At 52.3% G+C, this 26,172-nt stretch carries 25 protein-coding genes; 12 read left to right on the top strand and 13 right to left on the bottom strand.

All coding sequences use genetic code 11. From position 1 onward, the window contains the following. Nucleotides 1-18: 18 nt before the first annotated feature. Nucleotides 19-600, bottom strand: coding sequence for a hypothetical protein (locus tag ACYVC2_RS17325; RefSeq protein WP_461103952.1), 582 nt, complete (start codon nt 598-600; stop codon nt 19-21). Between the two features lie 120 nt (nt 601-720). On the opposite strand from ACYVC2_RS17325, the gene ACYVC2_RS17320 reads away from it, so the two are divergent. Both ACYVC2_RS17320 and ACYVC2_RS17315 read left to right on the top strand, forming a co-directional pair. Then, a complete protein-coding gene (locus tag ACYVC2_RS17320; RefSeq protein ID WP_461107172.1) occupies nt 721-1,281 on the top strand; it encodes an NUDIX hydrolase in 561 nt (186 codons plus the stop codon). A gap of 240 nt (nt 1,282-1,521) precedes the next feature. Further along, on the top strand, nt 1,522-2,694 hold the full coding sequence (locus ACYVC2_RS17315) for a pyridoxal phosphate-dependent aminotransferase (RefSeq protein ID WP_461103950.1): 1,173 nt from the start codon (nt 1,522-1,524) through the stop codon (nt 2,692-2,694). 70 nt (nt 2,695-2,764) lie between these two features. Here the strand turns inward: ACYVC2_RS17315 and ACYVC2_RS17310 are convergent, their stop codons facing one another. Further along, nucleotides 2,765-3,061 (bottom strand): GxxExxY protein, encoded by a 297-nt coding sequence (locus ACYVC2_RS17310; RefSeq protein WP_461107170.1) that lies wholly within the window; start codon nt 3,059-3,061, stop codon nt 2,765-2,767. 220 nt (nt 3,062-3,281) lie between these two features. Between ACYVC2_RS17310 and ACYVC2_RS17305 the strand changes: the two genes are divergently transcribed. From ACYVC2_RS17305 to ACYVC2_RS17295, 3 genes are all read left to right on the top strand, one after another. Continuing rightward, nucleotides 3,282-4,139 carry a prephenate dehydrogenase gene (locus ACYVC2_RS17305; protein WP_461103948.1) on the top strand — a complete coding sequence of 286 codons (858 nt, stop codon included), beginning with the start codon at nt 3,282-3,284 and terminating at the stop codon, nt 4,137-4,139. Between the two features lie 123 nt (nt 4,140-4,262). Beyond that, a complete protein-coding gene (locus ACYVC2_RS17300; RefSeq protein ID WP_461103946.1) occupies nt 4,263-5,141 on the top strand; it encodes an aldo/keto reductase in 879 nt (292 codons plus the stop codon). 56 nt (nt 5,142-5,197) lie between these two features. Beyond that, complete coding sequence (locus tag ACYVC2_RS17295) at nt 5,198-5,545, top strand: hypothetical protein (RefSeq protein WP_461103944.1); 348 nt, start codon at nt 5,198-5,200, stop codon at nt 5,543-5,545. Between the two features lie 61 nt (nt 5,546-5,606). Here the strand turns inward: ACYVC2_RS17295 and ACYVC2_RS17290 are convergent, their stop codons facing one another. Beyond that, complete coding sequence (locus ACYVC2_RS17290) at nt 5,607-6,062, bottom strand: ferritin-like domain-containing protein (protein WP_461103942.1); 456 nt, start codon at nt 6,060-6,062, stop codon at nt 5,607-5,609. A gap of 500 nt (nt 6,063-6,562) precedes the next feature. Between ACYVC2_RS17290 and ACYVC2_RS17285 the strand changes: the two genes are divergently transcribed. Together ACYVC2_RS17285 and ACYVC2_RS17280 are read left to right on the top strand one after the other, a co-directional pair. Then, the gene (locus tag ACYVC2_RS17285; RefSeq protein WP_461103940.1) at nt 6,563-7,288 is read left to right on the top strand and encodes a ferritin-like domain-containing protein; all 726 of its coding nucleotides are present in this window, start codon (nt 6,563-6,565) and stop codon (nt 7,286-7,288) included. A gap of 27 nt (nt 7,289-7,315) precedes the next feature. Next, a complete protein-coding gene (locus ACYVC2_RS17280) occupies nt 7,316-8,113 on the top strand; it encodes a ferritin-like domain-containing protein (RefSeq protein ID WP_461103938.1) in 798 nt (265 codons plus the stop codon). A gap of 61 nt (nt 8,114-8,174) precedes the next feature. Here ACYVC2_RS17280 and ACYVC2_RS17275 read toward each other — a convergent pair whose 3' ends face one another. After that, entirely contained in the window at nt 8,175-9,626 is a 1,452-nt protein-coding gene (locus ACYVC2_RS17275) for a hypothetical protein (protein ID WP_461103936.1), read from the bottom strand. Nucleotides 9,627-9,924: 298 nt separating this feature from the next. On the opposite strand from ACYVC2_RS17275, the gene carB reads away from it, so the two are divergent. The 3 genes from carB (at nt 9,925) to ACYVC2_RS17260 (ending at nt 13,640) form a co-directional block, all read left to right on the top strand. Beyond that, entirely contained in the window at nt 9,925-12,801 is a 2,877-nt protein-coding gene (gene carB, locus ACYVC2_RS17270; RefSeq protein WP_461103934.1) for a carbamoyl-phosphate synthase large subunit, read from the top strand. 119 nt (nt 12,802-12,920) lie between these two features. Then, nucleotides 12,921-13,136 carry a hypothetical protein gene (locus ACYVC2_RS17265; RefSeq protein ID WP_461103932.1) on the top strand — a complete coding sequence of 72 codons (216 nt, stop codon included), beginning with the start codon at nt 12,921-12,923 and terminating at the stop codon, nt 13,134-13,136. Between the two features lie 81 nt (nt 13,137-13,217). Next, nucleotides 13,218-13,640: a putative toxin-antitoxin system toxin component, PIN family gene (locus tag ACYVC2_RS17260; protein ID WP_461103930.1), complete on the top strand. Its 423-nt coding sequence runs from the start codon at nt 13,218-13,220 to the stop codon at nt 13,638-13,640. Between the two features lie 131 nt (nt 13,641-13,771). On the opposite strand, the gene ACYVC2_RS17255 is transcribed toward ACYVC2_RS17260, so the two are convergent. The 8 genes from ACYVC2_RS17255 to ACYVC2_RS17220 form a co-directional block, all read right to left on the bottom strand. Beyond that, nucleotides 13,772-14,932 (bottom strand): outer membrane protein assembly factor BamB family protein, encoded by a 1,161-nt coding sequence (locus tag ACYVC2_RS17255; RefSeq protein WP_461103928.1) that lies wholly within the window; start codon nt 14,930-14,932, stop codon nt 13,772-13,774. Between the two features lie 48 nt (nt 14,933-14,980). Continuing rightward, complete coding sequence (locus ACYVC2_RS17250; RefSeq protein WP_461103926.1) at nt 14,981-15,919, bottom strand: hypothetical protein; 939 nt, start codon at nt 15,917-15,919, stop codon at nt 14,981-14,983. An 18-nt stretch (nt 15,920-15,937) separates the two neighbouring features. Continuing rightward, a complete protein-coding gene (locus ACYVC2_RS17245) occupies nt 15,938-16,897 on the bottom strand; it encodes a hypothetical protein (protein ID WP_461103924.1) in 960 nt (319 codons plus the stop codon). Nucleotides 16,898-16,913: 16 nt separating this feature from the next. Then, nucleotides 16,914-18,308 (bottom strand): hypothetical protein, encoded by a 1,395-nt coding sequence (locus ACYVC2_RS17240; protein WP_461103922.1) that lies wholly within the window; start codon nt 18,306-18,308, stop codon nt 16,914-16,916. After that, nucleotides 18,292-18,876 carry an RNA polymerase sigma factor gene (locus tag ACYVC2_RS17235; RefSeq protein WP_461103920.1) on the bottom strand — a complete coding sequence of 195 codons (585 nt, stop codon included), beginning with the start codon at nt 18,874-18,876 and terminating at the stop codon, nt 18,292-18,294. Before ACYVC2_RS17235 ends, ACYVC2_RS17240 begins: the two co-directional genes overlap by 17 nt. Nucleotides 18,877-18,913: 37 nt before the next feature. After that, complete coding sequence (locus ACYVC2_RS17230; RefSeq protein WP_461103918.1) at nt 18,914-19,855, bottom strand: hypothetical protein; 942 nt, start codon at nt 19,853-19,855, stop codon at nt 18,914-18,916. 361 nt (nt 19,856-20,216) lie between these two features. Next, nucleotides 20,217-20,783, bottom strand: coding sequence for a Uma2 family endonuclease (locus ACYVC2_RS17225; protein WP_461103916.1), 567 nt, complete (start codon nt 20,781-20,783; stop codon nt 20,217-20,219). A 116-nt stretch (nt 20,784-20,899) separates the two neighbouring features. Then, nucleotides 20,900-22,453, bottom strand: a complete 1,554-nt coding sequence (locus tag ACYVC2_RS17220) for a DUF4394 domain-containing protein (RefSeq protein WP_461103914.1) — start codon at nt 22,451-22,453, stop codon at nt 20,900-20,902. A gap of 337 nt (nt 22,454-22,790) precedes the next feature. Here ACYVC2_RS17220 and ACYVC2_RS17215 point away from each other — a divergent pair, with 337 nt between their 5' ends. After that, nucleotides 22,791-23,609 (top strand): aldo/keto reductase, encoded by an 819-nt coding sequence (locus ACYVC2_RS17215; protein WP_461103912.1) that lies wholly within the window; start codon nt 22,791-22,793, stop codon nt 23,607-23,609. Between the two features lie 12 nt (nt 23,610-23,621). On the opposite strand, the gene ACYVC2_RS17210 is transcribed toward ACYVC2_RS17215, so the two are convergent. After that, complete coding sequence (locus ACYVC2_RS17210) at nt 23,622-24,380, bottom strand: Nif3-like dinuclear metal center hexameric protein (RefSeq protein WP_461103910.1); 759 nt, start codon at nt 24,378-24,380, stop codon at nt 23,622-23,624. A gap of 276 nt (nt 24,381-24,656) precedes the next feature. Here ACYVC2_RS17210 and ACYVC2_RS17205 point away from each other — a divergent pair, with 276 nt between their 5' ends. Further along, entirely contained in the window at nt 24,657-26,042 is a 1,386-nt protein-coding gene (locus ACYVC2_RS17205; protein WP_461103908.1) for an MATE family efflux transporter, read from the top strand. Nucleotides 26,043-26,172: the final 130 nt, after the last annotated feature.

Genomic DNA, 26,172 nt, shown 5'->3' with positions numbered 1-26,172 from the left:
GTCAATTCTGCCGACATGTTAAAACCACGGACGTCGGACTTTGAAGGATCGTTTTAGACCGCTAAGCAACAAAAAGGCTCCGAATACGCCGAAGATAATCGCCAGGATCGTTACGTGCAGAATAGCGAACAGCAGCGCTACCAGAATAACGATCACCGCTGCTTTGAGCTTCCAGCTAATGCGCTGCCACCAGTTCAGTTCCGGACGTAGTTTCATACCCAGACTCTGACGAATCTTGTTACCCAGTTTAAGCTTCCGTTTGGGTTCCGGTTGTTTATCCGTCGATCGGGCTGGTGCTGTCAGCAGCGATTGAATGTGCCGTATGCGATGCGCAACCTGAGCCTTCGTCGATTGAACGGGTGCGTGGTTCAGGCTGGCACTGCCGGTAGCAAGTTCGGGAAGAAGCGCCAGCTCCTCAGCGAGAACGGCTGCCGTATCCGGGAGCGTAGGTATCGACGTTACCGCCTGATCGGTTGGTTTGTCGACCGATAATCGGGCAGCAGCCGGACGAGGAGTTGGTTGAAAATAGGCAGTTGGGCGATGACAGGACGAAAAGAAAAAGCATAACGTAGCAACAACAAAGGCAATGGCGTTTCGCATCAGGTCGTGAGTTGGACGAGTAAAAATGACAATCGCAAAAGTCCCCTCTACAACGAATCAGACCGGGTGGTTAATATGATTTGACCGAAAAAACTGCCAGGCGTGCCTACCTTTGCAGGCATGACGACAGACAATGATCCGCGGCCCTGGCAGGTCGACACCTCCGAATACATTCATCAATTGCCGTGGTTTACGGTTCGCAAAGACGCGATCCGCATGGAAAACGGGGGCGCCATTCCCAATTATTTTGTCTTTGAATATCCCAACTGGGTCAACGTAGTGGCGGTGACGACCGACGGGCAACTGGTACTGATTCGTCAGTACCGTCATGGCATTGCGGGGGTTCACTACGAGCTCTGCGCCGGGGTCATCGATGCGGGCGAAGAGCCGCTCGTGGCGGCTCAGCGCGAACTGTTGGAAGAAACCGGGTTCGGCGGTGGCGAGTGGCGGCCGCTTATGACGCTTTCGGCCAATCCGGGTACGCACAACAACCTGACCTATGCGTTTCTGGCAACGGGTGTTGAACGTAAACAGGCGCAGCATCTCGAAAAAACCGAGGAAATTACCGTGCATCTGGTATCGCCGGAACGGGCGATGGACATTATTAACCAGAGCGAAATGATTCAGGCGCTGCACCTGGCTCCGTTGCTGAAGTACCTGTCGGAACCGGGATTCGTTTGATTCGAGTGACGGACTTTGATGTAGAACCGCAGCGCTGGCTCCGGCTGGAATCTGCCTGTGGGTCCGTTTTATGACCGGCGCAGGAGCTTCGGTACTACGGTCATACTCGAAAAAGCCATGCATATAGCGGCCCGATGGTTCATGGCATTCGTCGGACGAGTATCTTTGCCCCCCAACTTAGTAGCATAGCTGGTTTGCCCGCGAAAAGCTGTCGATCCAACAATCCGTGTAACCCCGGTCATGATTATCCCACTCGCTCATCGCGCCGACCAAACGCAGGAGTATTATTTCTCGGTCAAGCTGGCCGAAGTCCGTCGCCTTCAGGCCGCCGGACATGACGTTATCAACCTGGGCATTGGTAATCCCGATCTGATGCCCTCAGCCAATACCATCGATGCGTTGATCCAATCGGCGCAGCAGCCCAATGCCCACGGGTATCAATCGTACAAGGGGACGCCGGGGCTTCGGCAGGGTGTTGCCCGATTTTATGCGCATACATACGGTGTGTCGCTGGAGCCAGAGACGGAAATTCTCCCGCTTATCGGCTCCAAAGAAGGAATCACGCATATCTCGCTCACGTTTTTGAATGAGGGCGATGGCGTGCTGGTTCCTGAACTGGGTTATCCGGCATACCGGGCTGTGAGCAATATGGTCGGTGCCAGCGTTCGTGAGTACCCGTTGCTGGAACATGGCGGCTGGCAACCCGACTGGGAAGCCATGACGGATCTGGTGGCCGAGTCGGCGGGCCGAACCCGGATTATCTGGATGAATTACCCGCACATGCCAACCGGAGCTCCGGCTACCCGATCGCTGTTCGAACGAGCGGTTCGGTTCGCCCATGACCACCAGATTCTGCTCTGCCACGACAACCCGTACAGCCTGATTCTCAATAAAAAACCGCCTATCAGCCTGTTATCGGTGGACGGTGCGAAAGAGGTAGCCGTTGAGCTGAATTCGCTCAGTAAGTCGCACAACATGGCGGGCTGGCGCATTGGCTGGATGGCCGGCGCCAAAGACTATGTCGATGCGGTGCTGACCATCAAGAGCAATGTTGACTCAGGACAATTCAAGCCATTGATGGATGCCGCTGCCGAAGCCCTGACCAACTCAGACGATTGGCACCGCGAACGGAACGCGGTCTATCAGGGTCGGCTGGATGCGGTGCATGCGTTGCTGAATGCGCTTGGCTGTAGCTATACCACCGATCAGGAAGGCTTGTTTATCTGGGCAAAGCTGCCCGATTCGGTTGAATCGGCGGAGACGCTGGTCGACGATCTGTTGCGGACTAAGCATGTATTTATTGCCCCTGGATTTATTTTTGGTCCGAAAGGAAACCGGTATATCCGGGTGTCGCTGTGTATGCCAAAAGAGCGGATTGAAGAGGCCGTTAATCGTCTGAACCAGGATTTATAGGATTTAGCTGACTGACTTTGATTTTTGTGTAGCGCGGGTGGTCGGCTGCAGCCGTGGAAACCCGCGATTTTCAGCAAATGATGGCGGGGTAGACTTTGAATTTTTTGTTCATCAGTCGCTTGAATTGAAGACTTGGACTGCCAAAGTTGATAAGCATACCTACTTCCAGATTATAGGCTTCCAGGTAATTGATGGCTTGCGCTAAATGATCGTCGGTAAGGGTTGAAATAGCTTTCAATTCAACAGATATACTATTTTCAACTAAAAAATCAACCCGGCGCGAACCGATATGTATTCCCTTAAAGAAAATAGGCATATCGAACTCGCGGGCAAATTCGATGGCGCATTCTTCCAGTTGTATGGCCAGTGCCCTCTGCTAAATCACCTCCTGAAAGCCATTACCCAAAATCTTATGAACGTCAAAGGCACATCCAATCACCTTAGCAGTCAGCTCAGAATATTTATAGTCAGATTTAACCATCTAGCACCCCCTTTTATCTACAAAACACCCATGTATACCATCAAATGAAAATAAACTAATATTAAAATCAAGGTCAGTCAGTAAAATCAAAAAAATCCTGGTTCAGATGACAGTTTCCATTATTGGTATCGGTTTGTTAGGTGGGTCGTTTGCGCTGGCCGTCCGCGAGAAATATCCGAAAATGCGCTTCATTGGCGTTGATATGTCGCCGGTCAATGGGCAACTGGCGCTGGCAAAAGGCATTGTCGATGAGCTGATGCCGCTACCTGAAGCAGTCGCTCAGAGCACGCTGGTCGTGCTGGCCACGCCCGTCAATGTCATCATCGACCTGCTGCCAACGGTGCTCGATCAGTTACCAGCGGGTGCTACCGTCGTAGACCTGGGCTCGACCAAAGAATTGATCTGCAATGTGGCCGACGCGCATCCCCGGCGGGCGCAGTTTGTGGCGGCTCACCCCATGGCCGGAACCGAGAATTCAGGACCAGGTGCCGCTTTCCGGGAGTTGCTGCCGGGCAAAAACCTCATTATCTGTGACCGGGAAAAAATCAATGTGGATAGCCTCACCCTGGCCGAAAGCCTGTTTCGGGATATAGGCATGAAGCTGTTCTACATGACGCCCCAGGAGCACGATCTGCACTTGGCATACGTATCGCACCTCAGCCACATTAGCTCGTTTGCCCTTGGTCTGACGGTGCTGGAGAAAGAAAAAGACGAACAGGCCATTTTCGACATGGCGAGTACAGGTTTTAGCTCGACCGTGCGCCTGGCGAAAAGTTCTCCGCAGATGTGGGCTCCTATCTTCGATCAGAACCGGGCGAATGTGTCCGACGCGCTGGCCGCTTACATTGAATTCCTGCAGCAGTTCAAACAGGTCATTGACGATCAGGATGTGACGACTTCGCTGGATTTCATGCAGCGGGCCAACGTCATCCGGCGGGTACTCGACGGTATCGAGAAGCGGTGAACGTGGGGAGTTGACGAAAAGTTAATCGAACGCTTTAGCCAAAAAGCGTTCAGGATTGTTTATAGAAACGAAGCCGATCGCACCGAAGCGCTCTGTTTCAGACTTCAACAACCTTGAACGCTTATGCAAGCAACTGAACAATCCGCTGGCTCCCAACTAGCCGCACAGGCGGGTACACTTACAATTGGTGGTGATTTGACCGTCAACCGTATGGCTTACGGGGCCATGCGCATCACCGGCGAAGGAATCTGGGGTCCGCCCAAAGACCATGATGAGGCTATCCGGGTACTCAAGCGCACGCTCGAACTGGGTATCAACTTCATCGACACCGCCGACAGCTACGGTCCATACGTTTCGGAGGAACTCATTGCCGAAGCCTTACACCCTTATCCCGATGGGCTGGTTATTGCGACCAAAGGCGGTTTGCTCCGCACCGGCCCAAACCAGTGGCCGGTCGATGGGAGCCGAAAGCACCTCGAAGAAGCCCTCAATGGTAGCCTCAAACGCCTGAAGCGCGAACAGATCGACCTGTATCAGCTTCACCGGTTCGACAATAAAGTGCCCGCCGAAGAATACCTCGGCTTTTTGCAGGAAGCCCAGCAGCAAGGCAAAATCAAGCACATCGGTCTGTCGGAAGTGAGCGTAGAGCAGATCGAACAGGCAAAGCAATATTTCGAGGTGGTATCGGTGCAGAACATGTACAACTTCGGCGAACAGCACTGGAACGATGTACTGAAATATTGCGAACAGAATAGCATTGCGTTTATTCCCTGGTTTCCGCTCAACGCCGGAAACATGTCGGCCGACGAAGCGATCAAACGGGTAGCCGCCCGGCACGGTGCCACCGATTATCAGATTGCTCTGGCCTGGCTGCTGGCCGCTTCGCCGGTTATGCTGCCCATCGCCGGCACTTCGTCGGTCAAGCACCTTGAAGAAAATGTGCAGGCCGTATCCATCAAGCTTACGGACGAAGATTTCCAGGACATGCCGCTGCCTCAGTAAGCTGTGTCGGCGCAGCGATCAGCTTCCTACTCACAAACCTATTCGTTGCCACGCTTATGACAAACCAGACCAGGCAAGACCCTCAGCAGTTGCTGGCGACAACACTGCGCCGGCTGCAACAGAACGCCGAACACCTGAATCCTGTCGATGAGTTGATCGGCCAGTGGAGTGAAGCGCTGGGTGAAGGCAACCTGACGCTCGAAAACATTGCCGATGAATTGTTTTCGTTAAAGAAAGCGCTAGCGGAGCAGAGAGCGCCCCAAATTGCGGGTTCGCTCCATACGCTCAGCAAACTAACCAAACAGGCGGCCAATGAATCTTCGGATGTGGGGCTGGTCGGACAGTTGCTACAACTGGCCGATGTACTGGAAAGCCTGTCGAAGCAGCTTACCGAGTCAAAATGAGTATCAAACAAAAAAAGGATTGCTTCACAGCAATCCTTTTTTTGTTTGAAAGGGGCTTAGCTTAGGCGGCCTGCTCCAATCCTTTAATTTTATCGTAAGCGCCTTTCAGCTCGGTCAACTGCTTTTGCAGATCTTCTTTGATGTAAGCCGGGATATGGTCTTTGGCAATTGCATCTTCGTAGGCTCCTACGGCTGCGTTTTCGCCGAATTCAACCGAGCTCAAAATTGTAGAGCGATTTTTACCCGTAACGGCTGATTTGATGTCGATCCAGGCCCGGTGCAGTTTGCTGGTCAAATCGGTAGTATCGATATCAGGGACTGCTGATCCGTCAATCCGGACGATATGATCGGCCAGCTGGCTACGGAACTGCTCGCTTTGCAGAATCATGTGTCGGAACAGCTCATTGAGCTGCGCATCCTCATTATCTTTGATGGCATCTTCGTAGCCATTGATGCGGTCATTGTTGATTTTGACCAGATCGTTTAGATCCTCGACAATTTCTTTATTCGTGATCATAACAGTTGCTTTTCCTAATTAGTGAACAGAATTAAAACTTACCAGATCAGCATTTGTTTGTGGTTAGCCCCTTTTTTGTTCAACAAACGACGAAGTTTTTTTAGACAGGGTATTTCTACCAGGTGTATCCAGCCAGCCGCCACCCGATGTACTCGCACTAGATCAGGCCCGGTGATCCACAACCGGAAAACGATGGCGGCCTCGACCTGCCCGTCGCGGGGAAGTCGCGCACCATATTCCGCACATTGCCAGGAAACCACATATGTAGAGAAAGTTACATCTGATCCAATGACCTCCTGCCAAAATAATACATAGGATTATTTTAGTCATATTTTCCAGAATTTCTTTCGTAAATGGTCGTTTTTGGGCCATTCAATCGGTTAATCACGTCTGGGCTTAAAAATTTTCATTTCCTGTAAAACCATATGGGTTTACGAAGCGTAGATAGAGCAATTCTTCCGACGAACGGACGAAAAAGTCTCTTAAACTTTCAAATCTCAATGGAAAAACTACCCAACGACTCGACTGAGATCAGTCAGTTACTGACGGGCAGGGAATCGGCAGCGATCGGCCGTCGAATTTTTATGCGGTATCTGGGTACAACAGCGGCTGCCGGGGTGGCACTTAGCGCTTGCCATAGCCAGATCAATGATGTAGCACCAGTGGGCAAAGGGTCTGCCCGGGCAGGTTTTAACACGGTTGACCTGGGTGACCTTGAAACTACCGACCGGGGGATTCTGAACTACGCTTATGCGCTGGAGCAATTAGAAGCAGCTTTCTACACGATGGTTGTAATGAATCCTTACAAAGGTATTTCCGACATGGAGATGCGGATTCTCAAGGACATCAAAGATCACGAAGTGGCTCACCGCGAACTGTTTAAAGTAGCCCTGGGCAGTGGCGCTATTCCTGGCCTGACTCCCGACTTCAGCTCGATCGATTTCAGCAGCCGTATGTCGGTACTGGCAACCGCCAAAACGTTTGAAAACGTGGGTGTATCGGCTTACAACGGCGCGGGCAAGTTTATCAAGAGCCCCGATTATTTGACACTGGCTGGTAAAATTGTATCGGTAGAAGCGCGCCATGCTTCGGTTATTGCTGCCATCATCGACCCAAACACAACGTCGTTCGCACCAGACGCTTTAGATCCGGTTATGTCGTTCAGACAAGTACTCACTACGGTTGCTCCTTACATCAAAGAGACGGTAAACTTCAACGCGGCCTAATCGCTCAGCTTCTAATTTCCAATAGCCATGATTTTACAAAACATACTTAATGATATTGAGAGTGTAGATGCTGACGTATACGAACGTCTGGAGCATGTTACTCGCCGGAATGTTTTCCAGAATTTCTTCAAGAAGGCCATGAAGGGTGCGGCAGCTGGTGCGCCGGTGGTTTTCGCGTCTATGCTGAATAAAGCATATGCCGGAGCAGCCGATGTTACCGACGTACTTAACTTTGCGTTGACGCTGGAATACCTGGAGGCCGAATTTTACAACATGGGCCTGGCGGCTCCGGGCCTGCTCCCTTCGGGCAGCACAGCTCGTACGATCTACACGCAGATTGCCGCTCACGAAAATGCCCACGTTGCCTTACTGCAGGGCGCTTTGGGTGGTTCGGCCATCTCGAAACCCGCCTTTGACCTGACGTATAAAGGTGCTTTCCCGACTGTTCTGAGCAATTACGATACGTTCCTGGCGGTGTCGCAGGCGCTGGAAGATACAGGCGTTCGGGCGTATAAAGGCCAGGCTCCACGCCTGCTTGGTACGCCGGTTCTGGAAACAGCACTGCAAATTCACTCGGTGGAAGCTCGGCACGCGGCTCGTGTTCGGATGCTGCGCGGCTACAAAGGCTGGATCACCAACCAGGATACGTCGAACATACCCGGTGTAGAAGCCGTCTACAAGGGCGATGATATGGTCACGCAGGCCAATCTGAACGTGGCATCGATTTCGGGCGTTGCTACCGACACCGTGTCGGAAGCTTTCGACGAACCGCTGACAAAAGAGCAGGTTTTGGCCATCGCCGGACCGTTCATTAAGGCATCTTAATTAAACAGAGCCATAAATAAAGTAAACAGGGCATCCGGAAAACTCCGGATGCCCTGTTTCGTTAAGGAGGAGTTGTGGTTACACTCTGAATCCGGACGGTCGAACCCTTTTCGTAGGCAAACTGACTGTCGGGGCTGGTTAGGGCAATCTGAGAGATGAGTCCGTTCCAGCCGCCCGACTGCCCTACATTTACTTCGTAGGTTCGGAACTGACCGTCGCCGATGATCGGGAAATCGAGGTAGCGGTTAGGCGCTTCTGAAATTTCCCGACCGTCTTCGGGCTTAAACCACAGAAACCGCGCAACGGTCCCTTTCGTCTGAAAAGCCGCCCGTATATACAGTTTGGGAACATCGGCGGCATTCCAGGATCGCATGGGAGAAAGGATAAAAAACCGCGATTTCTGCAGGCTGTCCCGCTCCCAGCGTACCTTCAGTTCGTTCTGAATTGGCCAGCCGGTATCCTGGGTATTGTTGTAGAACCACCCCTGCCGGTCGTTTACGAAGCGGAAATCGGGATAGGTAAGCGACCGGGGCTGGCTATAGGCAAAGCGCCGGATATCGTCCAGATTACCAAGTACGAGGGTATACTCATAATCATATTGCCCATTGTGATCGATCAGCAGAAACGTCTGCGTGTTCATATATCCACTGGCTCCATCGAATTCACCGCCGTATCGTTCCGTACCGAATTTGGCCGTGCCGAACCGTACTTCGTCTGGTTTATAGAGCCCAACGCCCCGCCCCTGGTCGTTGAGCAGGGCGGTCCAGTGCTCGGGCGAAAACCGATAATAATACCCGCCATCGTCGTAGAACTCCGAAGTCGCGTCGTTAGTAAAGGGTTTCGAGCCGAGGTAGCTGACCATTCGGTAGTAGGGCCCGGTCAGATATACACAGGGCATTTCCTGCGTTCGTGCGCCATACTGAGTCGTATCGGCCCGGAAAACCGTGATGTGGCAACGGACATGAACGGTATTGCCGCTCAGTTCATACCAGTGTTCGTAAAAACACTCCGCCTGCTCATCGAACAACGGCCAGATCAGGGGTATACTCTTCACATACAACCGATTCGGTCCCTGCTGATAGCTGACGATTCGGGACGAATGGTTGTAATAATCACCGGTCTGAACCGGGTTCCAGCCCAGATTTCGCCACTCAGGCACGGGGAGCTTCCCATTCTGAATATACGGAAATGGCCCGGTATAAATAGATGTCTGAATCTGGCGACCATAATCCGGATTACTGACCATGTTGACGCTGCTGCTGGCTTCAGACAAGTACGTGATGGCCCCGCCGGCGTTCAGGTCGATCCCGAGTTTGACCTTGTCGTTGGTCAGAAACAACCGCGCGGGTGGCGCGGTGGGGCCCGTGGGTGTCGAGGGCGACGAGCCATGACCGCCCGTAGTCGGCACCGGAACGGTGATGGTATAGGGAGCCGTAGCCGGATAATCAGCCGTACAGCCGAAAAACCAGGCGCTCAGCAGCGCGTAACAGGCGGGTAAACGGAACCGAACCATAGGTATGAAATCATGTGGAAGGGCTTAAATATAGAAAAATAGTAACAGCCGGAGCGTCAGCAGGTGCCCGTTCTGTTTGGTAAATTTCTGGCGTAAAATCCCCACAAAGATCAATTTATAGCTAAATCCGTATTTTTTCTGACTAGTAGTCTACTCCTTTCGGCCTAATGCACTACTTTTGCAGGATTTTTTGGCATACCATATAGCGTCTGCCCACTGATCACTGTCTTGTTTCCTCATATTGAGTTGTCATTATTTCATTCGGGGCCGCTCGCTGCGGTTCATTGCCCACTGAAAAATGCCCAAGAACACCAACATTCGCTCTATTCTGATTATCGGCTCCGGACCTATCGTCATTGGTCAGGCTTGTGAATTTGATTATGCCGGCTCGCAGGCCGCCCGCTCGATCCGGGAGGAAGGCATCGAGGTAGCCCTGATCAACTCCAACCCGGCTACGATCATGACCGATCCCATTAACGCCGATCATGTGTATCTGCTGCCGCTGGAGAAAAAATCCATCGTCGAAATCCTGAAAAAACACCAGGAAATGGGCCGACCGATCGATGCGGTGCTCCCGACGATGGGTGGCCAGACGGCGCTGAACCTGGCCATCGATTGCGACAAAGCGGGTATCTGGCAGAAATACGGCGTTCAGATCATTGGCGTCGATATCAAAGCCATCGAAACCACCGAAGACCGGGAGAAATTCCGGCTGCTGATGCTTCAATTAGGGGCTGGTGTATGCAAAGGCCGTACTGCCCGCTCCTTCCTGGAAGGCAAGGAAATTGCGCAGGAAATTGGCTTCCCGCTCGTGATCCGCCCCTCGTTCACCCTGGGTGGAACGGGAGGAGGCTTCGTCAATACACCCGAAGAGTTCGACAAAGCCCTGACCCACGGTCTGCATGCATCGCCGGTACATGAGGTGCTGGTGGAGCAGAGCGTGATGGGCTGGAAAGAATACGAGCTGGAACTGCTGCGCGACAACAACGGCAATTTCATTATCATCTGTTCGATCGAGAACTTCGACCCGATGGGCGTTCATACCGGCGATAGCATTACGGTTGCTCCGGCCATGACCCTGCCCGACACCCTGTACCAGCAAATGCGTGATCTGGCCATCCGGGTTATGGGGGGCATTGGGCAGTTCGCCGGAGGATGCAACATTCAGTTCTCGGTCAATCCGCAAACGGACGACATCATCGTTATTGAAGTGAACCCGCGTGTAAGCCGGTCGTCAGCCTTAGCGTCCAAAGCAACGGGGTACCCAATTGCCAAGATTGCGGCCAAAATGGCCGTTGGCTATAACCTCGACGAGCTGATCAACCCGATTACCGGCACGACTTCTGCTTTCTTCGAACCGGCAATCGACTACGTGATCGTGAAAGTCCCCCGCTGGAACTTCGATAAGTTTCCGGGTGCCGACCGTTCGCTGGGTCTGCAAATGAAGTCGGTCGGCGAAACAATGGGTATCGGGCGAAATTTTCAGGAAGCCCTGCAAAAAGCCTGTCAGTCGCTCGAAATTCGTCGAAACGGACTGGGCGCCGACGGGCACGAACTGACCGACCGGGCTGCCCTGACCGAAAGCCTGCAACACCCGAGCTGGAACCGGCTGTTTCATATCTACGACGCGTTCAAAGCGGGCATGTCGTTCCGGACGATTCAGCAGCTGACCAGAATCGACCCCTGGTTCCTCCATCAGATCGAAGAGTTAATCGAGCTGGAGCGGGAAATTCAGCAGTACGACCTGGAAGATCTGCCGCCCGAACTGCTCCGGACGGCCAAGCAAAAAGGCTATGCTGACCGGCAACTAGCTCACCTGCTGCAGGTTAAGGAAAGCAAAGTGTACCAGTACCGTCAGCAGCACAACATCCGCCGGGTCTACAAGTGCGTGGATACCTGTGCGGCTGAGTTCGAAGCCCGAACGCCGTACTATTACTCGACCTTCAACAACCAGGTGCCCATCACGACCGACCATGCCGAACCGGTTTCGGACCTGCCCGGCAACGAGTCGATCCGCAGCAATCGGAAGAAAGTGGTGGTGCTGGGTTCGGGTCCCAACCGGATCGGCCAGGGAATCGAGTTCGACTATTCGTGTGTACACGGAGTGTTGGCCGCCAAAGAAGCAGGCTACGAAACGATCATGATCAACTGCAACCCGGAAACCGTTTCGACCGATCCCGACATTGCCGACAAGCTGTATTTCGAGCCGGTCTTCTGGGAGCACGTTCACGCCATCATCATGCACGAACAGCCGGAAGGCGTAATTGTGCAGTTGGGTGGTCAGACGGCGCTGAAAATGGCCGAGAAACTGACCCGCTACGGCATCAAAATCATCGGTACCAGTTGGGAAGCGCTCGATCTGGCCGAAGACCGGGGGCACTTCTCCGAGATGCTCCAGAAACTGGATATTCCGTATCCAAAGTTCGGCACTGTGCGTGAATCGGAAGCCGCCATCGAGCTGTCGCGGGGGCTGGGCTTTCCGCTGCTGGTACGCCCCAGCTACGTACTGGGCGGCCAGAACATGAAAATCGTGATCAACGAGAATGAGCTGGAGCAGCACGTAATGAAAATCCTGCAGGACATTCCCGATAACAATATCCTACTCGACCACTTCCTCGAAAACGCCATCGAAGCCGAAGCCGATGCTATTTGCGACGGTGAAGATGTGTACATCATCGGCATCATGGAGCATATCGAACCGGCGGGGATTCACTCCGGCGATTCGTACGCGGTACTGCCCACGTTCGATCTGAGCGATAACGTGATCCGGCAGATTGAAGAGCATACCAAAAAGATTGCGGTGGCACTCAAAACCGTTGGGCTGATCAACATTCAGTTCGCGATCAAAGACGAAGTGGTGTACATCATTGAAGCGAACCCGCGCGCCAGCCGGACGGTGCCGTTTATTTGCAAAGCCTACCAGGAACCGTACGTCAACTACGCGACGAAGGTAATGCTGGGTGATAAGAAGGTGAAAGATTTCGACTTCAAACCCGTGAAGAAAGGGTACGCCATCAAGATTCCGGTGTTCTCGTTCAGCAAATTCCCGAATGTCAATAAGGAACTCGGCCCCGAAATGAAATCGACCGGCGAGGGCATCTACTTCATCGATGACCTCACAGATGATTATTTCCAGAAAGTCTACTCCGAGCGGAATCTGTATCTGAGCCGGTAATTTGTTATTCTTTACGTTCATCGTGTTGTAGCACGCCAATCATTGGCGTGCTACAACTGTTTTATTGCGATTTGCGTTTATAAGATTGATATTTACCTTTCATCCTGGCGTAACAAATTATGACTGTCGTAGCTGTTGAATTAGACGATAAAGTATTTCAGGATTTAGAAGAAGCATCGGGCACCGTCCATTTGTCATCTGAGCAGATGATCAGCCGGATTGTGAAAAACTATCTGCATATAGAAAAGGTAAATAAACTTCGTCGGGAGTTGAAAGGGACTGCCGAAGCGGCTGGCTTTCTTTCGGAAGACGATATATATAGAGATATTTCTTAACCCCTATCCGCCTGTTTATATCGTTTCAGACGAAGTAGTCTCACATAGTGGGAGGTAGCTCTGTAGGATCACTCAGAACGCATGGCCCTGAATTTATCATCTTCGACTCGGATTGTATTCGATACCAATGTGTTAATATCGACATTCGTTTATCCAGGATTTGCGGCCGACGTTTACGATTACTGTGCGCTACACTTCGAGCTCTATACGTCCGAATGGATACTAACTGAGTTTGATGAGAAATTAGAACACAAATTCAGATACTTACCGGAACAAAGAAACCGAATCATTGATGTCATTCGCGAAAGGCATCTTATCGTTTTCCCGACAAACGATTTACCAACCGATGTCCGTGACCCTGACGATAATAACGTACTACAAGTTGCGCTATTTGTGGATGCAAATTTTCTTATAACAGGTGATCGGGACTTATTAGATTTGGCAAGGGTTAGTGCTCTTGAAATAGTTAGTCCTAAACTATTTTTTGATACTTATATCGCTTAAAGCAAAACCCATACATTAAACCCATTTCCAGAAGGTTTACTCCGAACGGAATCTGTATCTGAGCCGATAGAAATACAAAATGGGGCTGCCTCTAGTGAGAAGCAGCCCCATTTCTTTTGAGGACTTCTCAATTAAAAATCATTTACGACAACACCCTGTTTTGTCAGTATACAAAGGGGATAGGCAATAAAATCACTGGCTTTATAAGTCCATTTTTCGGCATGGGTTTCCGGGTCCATCGCCCGAAATGTATGATCACCACAGGCGATATAGAGGGTGCCGTTCGCCAATAAAGCCCGACCGGTTGTATTATTGAGACCACCCGGCCATGCCCACAGCTCCCGTTTTTGGGTACCGGTAGCCGCATCGATGCTGTAAATAAATCCATCATTCCAGTCGAGCGGAACAAAGCCGCCATAGATGGTTTCATTGTCAATGGCGATCAGCCCCGTGTTGCCCGTATAGTTTCCATTGATCACGGGTGTAAACCGCCATGTTTGGGTGCCGGTCGCCCGATTGAACGCTACTACAGTACTCCAGTTTGTAATATAAATACTTTCTCCGTTCACCTTAGGCGACTGAACATAACCGCCAACGGTTGCCGCCCATTTTTGGGTGCCCGTTCGGGCATCCAGCGCGTAGAGTTTACCATCGTAGCTTCCCGCATAAACGATTCCATCGGCAATGGCAGGCTGGGTATAAAAACCGGAACCAGCCCTAAAGTTCCATTTTTTAGCTCCCGACAGGGCGTCCAGCGCATACAGAGTCGTATCGGTTCCGCCCACGTAAACCAGCCCATCAGCCACCAGTGGAGTGTTGTACCAGCCACCATTGGCCGCAAAACTTTTCGACGTAGCCGTCCATTTTTTCGCGCCCGTGCGGGCATCAAGGGCATAGAGTATCTGTCGGTTATCGCCAAACACATACACGGTCCCGTTGCTGACAGCCGGTATGTAGCGACTGCTGGGCCGTGGCCCCGTGGCAAACTCCCATTTTTTCGTACCGGTCTTCGCATCCAGCGCGTAAAACACATGATCGCTGCCTACGTAGACGGTACCGTCGTGCACGGTGGGCGTCACCGTCACGACTTCACTGGTACTGAACTCCCACTTTCTGGTACCGGTTTGGGCATCCAGCGCCAGGAATTTCCGGTCACCGGTGCCGATAAAAACCGTCTCGGTCTGGTCGGGTTCAACATGCAGCGTATTGTAATCGGTACAGGCGAGAAAGGCACTGCCAACCGTATAGATCAGGATAAAAGGCAGGACGACGGAGCGGAGAAAAGAAAGCATATACACAGCGTAAATTAGAGTTCAGCTTTTGGGAAAGATTTATCGGGATCAGGGCGCATAAGTAAACGTGGTCAGCCCCCAGTTGGACCAGAATCCGTCAGGTACTCTTCGCACACGGGTACTGATAACACGACCCTGCGCATCATACTGGTAACCCGTTTCCTGGTACTGTTCAAATAATTTCTCGAATGAGCCATCTGCCTTGGGTGCGTACGCTGTGAATCCCGTCTCGTAATGCGCACTGGGCAAATAGGACTCTGTGCCATAAAGCGACATACCGGCTTCTGGAGTCGCCTGCCGGTCATAGGTATAAATGGCTTGCGTTAGTCTTGGCTTCGGATTGTCCGGACCAGCGGACACATAGTCTTCAACCCGAACGTAATTTCCATTTTCTATATAGCGGATGCTGTAAGACCCTTTCGGAGAGTAACTGCTGCGCATCAGACGTAGCTGTCCATCTGCATTATACTCATAGGTCACACTGGCAAGCAGCCTGAACGGAATATCATCCGCATACCGGCTGTAGAACAGCATCTGCTTCAATTGTTTATCGGGCGTGCACTTATATTTTCGCCAGATGGTCACCCGCACCGTCGAGGAGTTCTGGTATTCACCCACAAATTGCTCAGCGAGGTAGTCACCCTGATAATGGATAATCTCGGCCAGTCGGCGATTCGTTGGTGGGTATAAGGCCCCGATCAATCGGCCACGGTCGTCATACGTAAAGGTTCTCAAGTAATTAGGACCGCCTGGGTTGAATAATTCAGCGCGAATCAGGGACCCCGTCGGTCCTTTTCCCGTTTCGGACAAGACTGCGAAATCGACCTGTTCCGTCAGGGTAATCACAGAGTCGGGAGTCGGAGATAGTAATAGCGCATCGGGTACAGCGCTCGGCGAGGGATTATCCTGACTGGGTTGACAGCCGCCTATGAGCAAAGCCAAAATCAGCAGCCTGATTGCAGATGCGTTTATCAATTGGTTGATCATGAGTGGAATCATTGCCTGCTAAGGTGCATACGTGAACTGATCAGGGCTGCCCCACGCTGCCCACTGCCTGGAATTACTAGCTGCTAGTGATCGGGAACGCTGCTGAATCAACCGACCCACAAGATCGTATTGCCGATCGTACTCGAACTGGTTCTCTTCGTATTGGCCCATAGGTGGACTTCCTGAAGTTCCATAGGAAGTCATACGGGTCCGATTATGCTCGCTTAGCTGATTGATAGGATGTAATCGGTGGGCGTATGGATTATTCTGATTGTTGTATTCATAACTGTGCTTGACAACAATAGGATTAGGAGAATCTGCACTGGCCGGGTAGTAAAGTTCGTCGTTGATACAATCACCATTCTTCCAGTAACTGATCAGCCTGGTCGGTCCTATTTTTTCGGTGTAATTGAGCCGGGTTATCTGGAGCTGACCACCGGCGTCATATTCGTAGCGCATCGTATGGGTCAGCCTAAACAAATCTGAACTGTCGATCCGGCTATATATGAGCAGTTGAACCAGCTGTTTGCTTTCGTTATATTGATAGTTCGTCAGTTGCCAGGGCTGAACGTCGCGTAGCGGCTGCGATACATCAAACCGATTTCCGCTAAAAACCTGGGTTAACAGTCCACCCTGATAGGCGTATTTATTGAGTACCTGATACCCATAACTGATACTTAACGTACCCGTCAGCCGATTTTGCGCGTCATAGGTATTGGCCTGAAATGAACCCGAAGGTATACCCAGATAATCCCAACGAATCAATGTGCCTTTGGGCCCCTGCCCCGTTTCGGAGATAGTCGAAAAATCGACCCGCTCCGTCAGTGTAATAATCGAATCGGGTTTGGCAGTCACCAGCAGGCTGGCCGGGACGGGTTCCGGCTGAAGGCTATCCTGCTTGGGCTGACAGCCGGCCAACCACAGGCTCAGGAAAATCAGTCCGGGTGTATAACGGTTGAGTAATTGTGTGGTGATCATATTGAAAGGGTCTGGATTAAGGCTTGCCGGGTCGTAGGGTTATAGACGCTCCGACCAGATACGGCCGGATTATGAGTTGCCGCTCAGTGCTCCAGATCCGGCTAAACCCGTACTCAACCGTGGGGCCAAGCTGAAGCTGATAGGTTTTCAATAACGGAAGCGTTGCCCCCACCATCGCGCTGGCCCAGATAAGCGACTGACGTGTATCGGGCACGTAAGTCAAATCACCACCCAAACGAACAAAGAATCGGCTATTCGCTCCGCCCAACGAATGCAGTTTACGAACACTTGCCCCGAGCATCGTCATCGATACGTTTTCCGCAACGGGCGCTTCCAGACGTGTCACTCGATATTGTTTCGCTCCCAACGCTTCTACCTGGAAAGTATTGGTCGCCAGGTCGTAGTAGGCCCACCGCCGGATTTGCCCCAGCGAGAGTGTCAAATCGAGCTGACGCCATTCGATCCCACCCCGCAGTTGATAGCCCCAGGTCGGCCCCGAAAAAGCGGCCGGAGCCTCTACGCGCTGTACATACGCATCGGGCTTATCGACCACGGTCATCAACTGATACGTACTCAAGGGCGATCCATCAAGCAGCCAGCGAACAGGCGTTTTAGGTGTAATCGGTCGTTCCAACGACGTAGCTATAAACGATCGGGCTACTACGTTTCGGCTGATTTGAGCCCGCAGACCACCGACAGACCGCAGCGACAACGGTTGCAATGCGTGCCACGAAACAGCTTTTTCAGTGCCCAGCGCTATGGCTATTTCCGGTTGAACAAAGGGTGTGGATAGAGGAATTTCGGGTGTTTTGGTACGTAATTCGGTCGACTTCGCAACAGACGGCCCAGGCGGAATTGTCTCGGCAAACGTCGCTGATGCTTTCTCAATCGTCCAGAACTTAGCCCCTCGCTTTTGTATATCTTTTCGGCTTTCCAAGCCCAGTTCAGATTCGTGTTTCAGTGCCACAGGCTTCGGCTGCTCCACGCTTCGAACGTCTGGCTGCTGAGCGGTTTCAGTTAGTTTTCGCTCACCTTCTGAACCGGCTGTCCCGACCGTTGGCCGACCCGCTGTCGACGGCGCATGACTATACTCCGGAGTAGGCAATTTTTTCGTGGCCACCTGCGTGCCGGGTTCGACTGGCTGAACGGGGGTTACCTGCTTAGCCTGCCGAAGTTTGGTTTGGTAGGACTGTAGGCGCGAACCGTACTGCTGGTAAAAAAATCCGGTCCCTAGCAGGAGTACAAGGCTAAACGCCAACAGCCCATACTCCCGGCGCGCAACAGTCGGTTGAGTAATGAATTGCCAGATACGCTCCTTAAGCGATGCCGACGGCTGCACCTCAAAGTCGTCAAAGACGTCCTGAAAGTGCTTCCTTAGCTTTTTATCGTAATGATCATCCGAAGAACTCATGACGTTTCATATCGTTTTGTTGAATAGTTCTGATCAGTAACTGCTTCGCCCGACTGTACTGCGAACGAATGGTGGCTTCGGGCTTAGTTAGCAGAACGGCAATCTCGGCGTGTGAATACCCTTCGATTAAGTACAGGTTGAAAACTAGCCGATACGCATCAGGCAACTGACTGATCAGGCCCAGCAGAACATCCGTATCCTGCTGATTAAGAATCAGTTCGTATTCATCACTGACCGGCTCATCGGTGAGGTGCTCGTAAGCCGTAAAGCGCTCTTCGTGCCGGGTTGTCCGATTATAGTAATTGATAGCGGTCCGGATCACGATCGATTTGACCCAGCCATCGGCCGATTCGGGTTTCTGCACTTCGTGAATGTGCTGAAAAACTTTGATGAAGGCTTCCTGAAATATATCTTCTGCTTCGGCCAGGGTTTTCGCATAGCGAACGCACACACCGAGCATCCGGCTCTTATAACGTTCGTAGAACGCGTCCTGAGCTGCGGGCTCATGCCGCTGACAGCCAATTACCAACTGGCTCAGATTCGTATATTTTTTTCGAAAAAACGCCATCCGGATAAGCTAGTTCATGAAGAGGGTGACGTTGGTTTTACACCAGGTTTAAATACGAACGGGTCATCAGTTCTCCCTTACCGTTGAAGGTCATAAACCAGGTTTCGCGGCCTTTCTGAAGATTGACCGTGTAGGTTTCCATCGTATCGAACGTACTCCTGGCCAGCAGGGTGAACTGCCCACCCAGCCCAAACCCGGCCAGCTCGGGCGTGTCGCGCAGATACGCCTGAATGGCTGTTGGCAACTGGCTCGTCTGGCTGAAGTACTGTGTAGTCTGCGGATTCGAGACGGCCGTTAACCCCCCTTCGTCGTTATAGGTCAGCGCTATAACATTACTGGCCTGTTGTACCGTTACGCTGTAGCGCTTTTTGGCGTGCCCATCCACCTGAATGATGGCGTAGTTGAAATCGGCACGCAGGTTTCTCAGCGACTCCTGAATCGTAGTCGGCAGATCGGCCAGAGTTACAGTTCGGTATTCGAGCTGGTAGTACGGAAACATCTCCGTTACGTAGTTGATCCGGCCGCTTATATTCGTTACCGTCCAGCGAAAGGTATAGCTAGTCCCGCGCCAGTCGTAGTCCGCCAAAATGAACTGACCGTTGTTGGCCGGGTCTTTGAACCAGGAGTAATTCTGAACTTTGAGATTAGAAAAAGATCCGCCGTCGATGACCGTACTGCGAACCAGAGAAGTCAGGGAATCGGGCACTGAACGATCGGCCAGTTGATAAGCGACCAGCAGGAGTTGCTGATCAGTGGCGGCACTGTAGCGAGCCGCATTCTGGCTGAAGGCTACCTGCCAGACACGATTCTTCTCCAGCGTTTTGAACACCATATCCTTCGCCTGCGGAAACTGCCCGGTCACCGCTTCGATGGCGCTTACGGGCACCTCCCCTTCTTGCTCATTGGGTTGTATGTCGTTGACTTTATTACAACCGCCACTTAACACGCCGAGAAGTAAAACCCCTATTATTCTTTTCATATTCTCTCGCACGCTGACAGGCGTTAGGGCCGTACAGCAAACCAGCCGGAAGCTATTTTACTACTCATCGGACCGTCGAAAGCATAGACACCGAAAGTGATTCGGTTTGTTGCACAGCGCTTTTTTTATTTGGGGAGGGTATGGAAAAGGGGGCAGAGAACCGGCTTACCCGAATGGAATGGATAGCGAAAAACCGCGTACAGAACCCGATTATCAGGACGAATGATTAGTCTGGTATGACCCCGCTGGGGTCACATATTTATAGCCAATCCGCTTTTCGACAAACATGTGACCCCAGCGGGGTCATACCGATTGGCACTCCCTGATTCTAACCACTGGCTAACTATCTACTGACAACTGCTTATTCAAACATCTCCGATATCCGAAACTGCATATCGGGCACGACCGGGGCGGCTGTAATGACAGCGCTGTCTTTGTAAATTTTCAGGGTTTCGGGCGAGGTATAGGCAATAATCCGCTGCCGCTTCGGAACGATATACCAAACTAGCTGTGCGCCCCCATCGAAGTAATCCTCCAGCTTATCGAGCACATCCAGATACGATTCGGAGTCGGACAGGATTTCGATGGCAAATTGAGTTTTCTGTCGAATTCCCGCTCGGGTTTCCCGAATTTGATCACTCGTGAAGTATGTCAGATCAGGCCGACGTCTACGCATTCCATCTATATACGAATCCATTTCGGGTGTCAGCTCATCACCGTTTTGGAACGCAGCTGTTGTGATAAACAAACGCGTAAGAAATTTTACGATAAAATATTCCTCCTGCTTCATCGACGGTTTCGGAATGATGTGTCCCCGGATGAACTCGTAGTTATCTTCGGAGATATGCTGACGTTCCCACTGCTCGAACTCTTCGACGGTTTGCAGGTGAGTGGGTAACGCTTCCGGTTGGGTTGATGTCGCTAGCATGGCTGACGCTTTAAGAGTTTACCAAAGATAACCAAAATTGGGTCGTAGGGCCGCTAAACACACCGGCCCGGTTTGCTTGAGACAAACCGGGCCGATGTTCGTTACAAAAAATTCGGTTAGAAGCCTAAGCCCAGCGTAAAGCCACGCACGATCGGGCTACCCGGAATGGCACCGCCCGCCGTAGCGGCTCCAGTCATCAGGTTGATCGAGTATACTTTGGTCATGCCACCCGAGCGCAGCAGTGCATAAGCCATGCCGCTGGTTCCACCGATATCGAAGCCATTGGCACTTTCGGCATCCACGTTCAGGGCCCCTACAGTCGCTAAAACGCCGTTGTTCGGTGGACTCTGCACGAGCAGGTACGCACTGCCCGGCCGGACATCGAGATCGTATAAAGTAGTCGTCGTTGCCCCGGCAAAGTTGTTTGTGTAGGCCGCGGCCGTTACGGCAGGCGTTCCTGGGTTCAGCGCTCCATCGGTCGCTGTCAAGGCGCCACTAACCGGATTCAGACGAAGGTTCTGGCCCGTGTTGCTAACCACGCGAATCAGGTCGACCGTTGGGTTGAAGTCGAAGCCAAAATCCGTTCCCGACAGCGTAAACGCCCCTGGATTTCCTACAGCAACGGCGCTCCAGCTATTGGTGGCGGTAACGGCAATGGTATAAAGTCGGCTATAGCTACCCAGCGCGTAAAGCTGACCGTTTACAGGTCTTGTATCGAGGCCCACCAGCGTTTCGCCCGGCTGCAAGCCAGCCAGCGTTTTAACGGTGGTCGCTGGTGTAGCGGCCATCGGGTTGAAAATAAACAGGTTATTGCTGGCATCGACTGCGTAAGCAACGGGTTCGGTCGGGATAGCTAACCCAATAATGTTGCCTGGTAGGTTGCCCAGTTTCTGCAAACGTCCTGTCGACAGGTTGATCTGCTGCAGTTCCGAAGCGCCATTGAAGGTGACAGCCACCAAGCCCTGCGTATTGTCGGTTGGCGAAATGTCGAACCCGGCGGCACCGGTAATATCCAGTCCCAGGGGCCCGACGTCGGTCAGAGTACCGTTGTTGGGTGGATTCTGGATATATAGCCGGTCGGTGGCCGGATCGATGTCGTACAGGGTTGTCGAGGTAGCGCCCGCCCGGTTGTTGGTATAGGCCACTTCAGCAATCATCGCGCCGGGCACGCCATTGATAGCACCGTCCACAGCTGCAATGCCCCCCGTTTCCGGATTTAGCCGCAGGTCCTGACCAGTGTTGGTAACCAGCCGAATCCGATCGACGGTTGGGTTGAAATCCAGACCAACGACGGTTCCGGCAATAGGAGTTGCAAACGGAGCGGTCGTTAAAGCACGGGCAGCTCCGGTTGTCGGATTGATTACAAACAAACGGCTCTGGTTGCTCACGCCGTACAGTTGTCCGGTAGCAGGCCGAAAATCGATCGACAGGATGCGTTCACCCTGGGCTATTGTCGAAATACTAATGGGAGTGGTTGTCACGGTGCCCGGTGTGCGGACACTGAATCGAAGCAGTTGATTGGCGTCGTTGAGGGCATACACGATGGCATCGGGAACCGTAACCGGATCGGGTGGCAGGCGATGATCCTGACAGGCGTTGAGTATCAGCCCCGAAGCAACCGCCAGTAAGCCGGCAATCGCACGAAATCGTTGTTTGTAAAGCATAGCCATAGCATTGAAGTTAGTAAAAACATTAGCTATACGGTCTTGCCCACAATCCAGATTTAAAGAAATTAAAATTTCATTAAAAAATTATTTACAGGTCAAATCAACAGCATGGTTGCTCAATATAACTCTCGCATTTTCAAAACTTTATTAAACCATTGATCGAAATCAACTAGCTACATATATTAAAAATACATTAAAATCATACGAGACTTTATTTGAGAAAATCAGATGCATCGTCTATGGTCGGAGTTGATGCTTTTTAATTCTGTCATCTAAATGAATTGTCGTTCAAACATATTACCGGGGTTTAGACTTTTTTAGATTGAAACAATATCATGGAATGACAATACCTTCTACTACGCTTAATAATGGAGTCGACATGCCTTTACTGGGGCTGGGGGTCTATGCGCCACAACATAACAGCGACGTGCAGCAGGCTGTCGAGTGGGCACTCGAAGCGGGTTGCCGGCTGATCGATACCGCTGCGGCTTACGGCAACGAACGCGAAGTTGGCGATGCGATCCGGGCCAGCGGCATTTCACGAAGTGATATTTTTATAACAACTAAAGTCTGGAACGACGATCAGGGCTACCAGCGAACCTTACGGGCGTTCAACCGAAGCCTGGAACGCCTGCGACTCGATGTCGTGGACTTATACCTGATTCACTGGCCGGTGAAGCAACACCGGCACGAAACCTGGCGGGCACTCGAAAAAATATACGCTGATGGCCGGGCCCGGGCCATCGGCGTTTCGAACCACTACCCCGCCCACCTCGACGAGCTGTTGACTCAGGCACAGATCGTTCCTGCCATCAACCAGATCGAGTTTAGCCCTTACTGCTTTCTACCCGATGTGCTTGGGTATTGTCAGCAGAAAACGATCAGGGTACAGGGGTATGCTCCGTTAGTACGCGGACAAAAACGAAATGACCCCAACCTGATCGCGCTGGCCGAAAAATATGGGAAGTCGACATTTCAGCTGCTGGTCCGGTGGTCGTTACAGCATGATGTCGTTACGATTCCAAAATCCGTCGATCGCGAACGCATTCAGGAGAATTTCGATGTACTGGATTTCACCATCACCCAGGAAGACATGGCCCTCCTGGACACGTTCTACGATAATACCCGCATTGCCGACGACCCCCGCACCCTGGCTTGAGTCGGGCAAACGCTATTCGTGAATCAGGCAGTCGATGCCCCATCGTTCGTGCAACAGGTCGGCCAGTACCCGCATTCCCCAGGCCTCCACCCGACGATGCCCGACAGCGACAACAGCGATGCCGGTTTGATCGACGGCGGGCTGAGCGGGTTTCCGATACGCGCCTGTCAGATACAACTGCGCACCCCGCCCGACCGCTTCCCGAACAAGCGCATCGGTCATAGCTCCCACTGCGGCTATACGACGGCTATCGGCCTGCCAGCTTCCCGTGCCAAATCCGGCCTCGGCCCGGTCGTAGCCCCCAAACAGGGTTTTCAGGGTATCCAGTAAGTCGTCGAACTCCTGCCCAGGTACATCGAACAACATGCCCAGCGGCCGCTGCGGCAACAACTTACCATTATCGTCTGCTGCCTGCTTGTACCCCAGTGGCTCAAGCGGTGGCGTGGCGCCGAGCTGCCGGGCCAGGTGTTCATTGAAACCGACCGTCAGGCTTTCGTCAAAGGGCAGATGATGCGACAGAATACCGATATCGCGGGGCCATTCCTCCAGGTTCAGTTGCCAGGGACGATGCAGCCAGAGTGCATCGATATGGGTCTCGGCGGCCCACTCAGGCAAGCCGGCAAAGGGGTCGAGTGCCAGCCCCAGTCGCTGGACAGGTCGGTCGGATAGCTGATAAATGCCCCCCTGTTCGCGATCCGGATAGCGATCGACGCTTAGTTCGTTCTGCAGGAAAGTGGCCAGTTCATGAAGCGTAGGATGTGGTGTATGCATAGCTATTGTAACCCATCGGCCCTGGGATAGTTTACGCTGATTTGACCGTTTACTCAAACGGATTTGGAAGTGTGCGAAAGAAAGTCGTAGGTTTGCCGTCTCAAATCTGGCCGCGCTGGCGGTTCCAAAAAGCCGATGAAGTTCCTCGCTTAAAAACCCACGTGGTTTTTCCTTTCTTCCTCAAGTGCCCGCTGCCCCTCCGGTAGTCATTTTCTTTTATTCTTCATTCGCACACTGTCAATAGCCATTGGGCTGTGGCATAGTTCATGTATTCCAATGAGTAAATTCATTCGGTTATTCCTGGCCGCATTGCGCGGTACAGAAACCAATTTTACGTCTGGCAGTATCAACCGGGCCATTTTTCTGTTATCCGTACCGATGATTCTGGAAATGGTGATGGAATCGCTGTTTGCCGTTGTCGATGTCTTTTTTGTGGCCAAAATCGGTACGCAGGCCATCGCAACCGTCGGGCTGACCGAGTCGGTCCTGACCCTGGTGTATTCGATCGCCATAGGTCTTAGCACGGCGGCTACGGCCCTGGTATCGCGTCGGGTCGGTGAAGAAAACCACCGGGAAGCGGGCTTTACCGTCGGGCAGGTCATTCTGGTTTCACTCATTCTGTCGGTCGTTATGGGCGTTCCGGGCTTTCTATTTGCCGAAGACATTCTGCGGCTTATGGGGGGCGACGCAAACCTGATTGCCAACGGCGTAGGCTTCACCCGCATGATTTTCGCCAGTTCGCCGGCCATCATCCTGCTTTATACGCTCAGCGGGAGTCTACGCGGTTCGGGCGATGCGTCGGTAGCGATGCGGTCGTTATGGCTGGCCAACGGTGTCAACATCATACTGTGTCCGGTGTTCATTTTCGGCTTGGGGCCCTTTCCCGAACTAGGGGTGATGGGTTCGGCCGTTGCTACGACGCTGGGACGCTCTACGGGTGTATTGTATCAGTTGTATGCTCTAACCCGCCCGACGGGAGCCATTCAGGTGCAGCGGTCCGATGTTCGCCCCAGCCCCGGCATTATCCGGAATCTGCTGAGTCTGGCCGTTGGTGGCACGAGTCAGTTTCTGGTCGGTTCAGCCAGCTGGATCTTCCTGACGCGGATTCTGTCGACCTACGGGAGCGATATCGTGGCCGGCTATACCATCGCCATCCGGATCATCGTGTTCACGATTCTGCCTTCGTGGGGGCTGGCCAACGCGGCTGCTACGCTGGTTGGCCAGAACCTGGGAGCCGGGCAGCCCGAACGCGCCGAAACTTCCGCCTGGCGGGCAGCTTTCTGCAACATGCTGTTCCTGGCCGCCGTCGGTGTCGGATTTTACCTGGGAGCGGCTAACATCGTCGGTCTTTTCGATGATAATCCGCGCGTGGTCGGTATTGCGGTAGAGTGTTTACGGGTATTTTGCCTCGGCTACCTGTTCATGGCCTACGGCATGGTGTTGAGCCAGTCGCTCAACGGCGCAGGCGATACCCGAACCCCAACAATTATTAACATTGTCTGCTTCTGGATGGTTGAAATCCCGCTGGCTTACATCCTGGCGCACCTGCTCGACTGGGGGCCGCCGGGGGTGTTCTGGTCGGTCGCCATCAGCGAAACCTTACTGGCCGTCATCGCCATTTTCGTGTTTCGCCGGGGGCGCTGGAAAACGGTTCAGGTGTAGTGGAAATCATGCGGTTAAGCCATTTTTCCGCCGAAACTTTTACCCAGAAGGACCCGTTATTAAATTGTCATGTATTGTTTACAAATGTCATTATGTGGTCATTGATAGTTATTTATAGTCATTTATCGCT

It is taken from the genome of Spirosoma koreense (genome assembly GCF_054777875.1).
The sequence above is the reverse complement of the archived record's forward strand: the minus strand, read 5'-3'. Positions and strand labels throughout refer to the sequence as shown.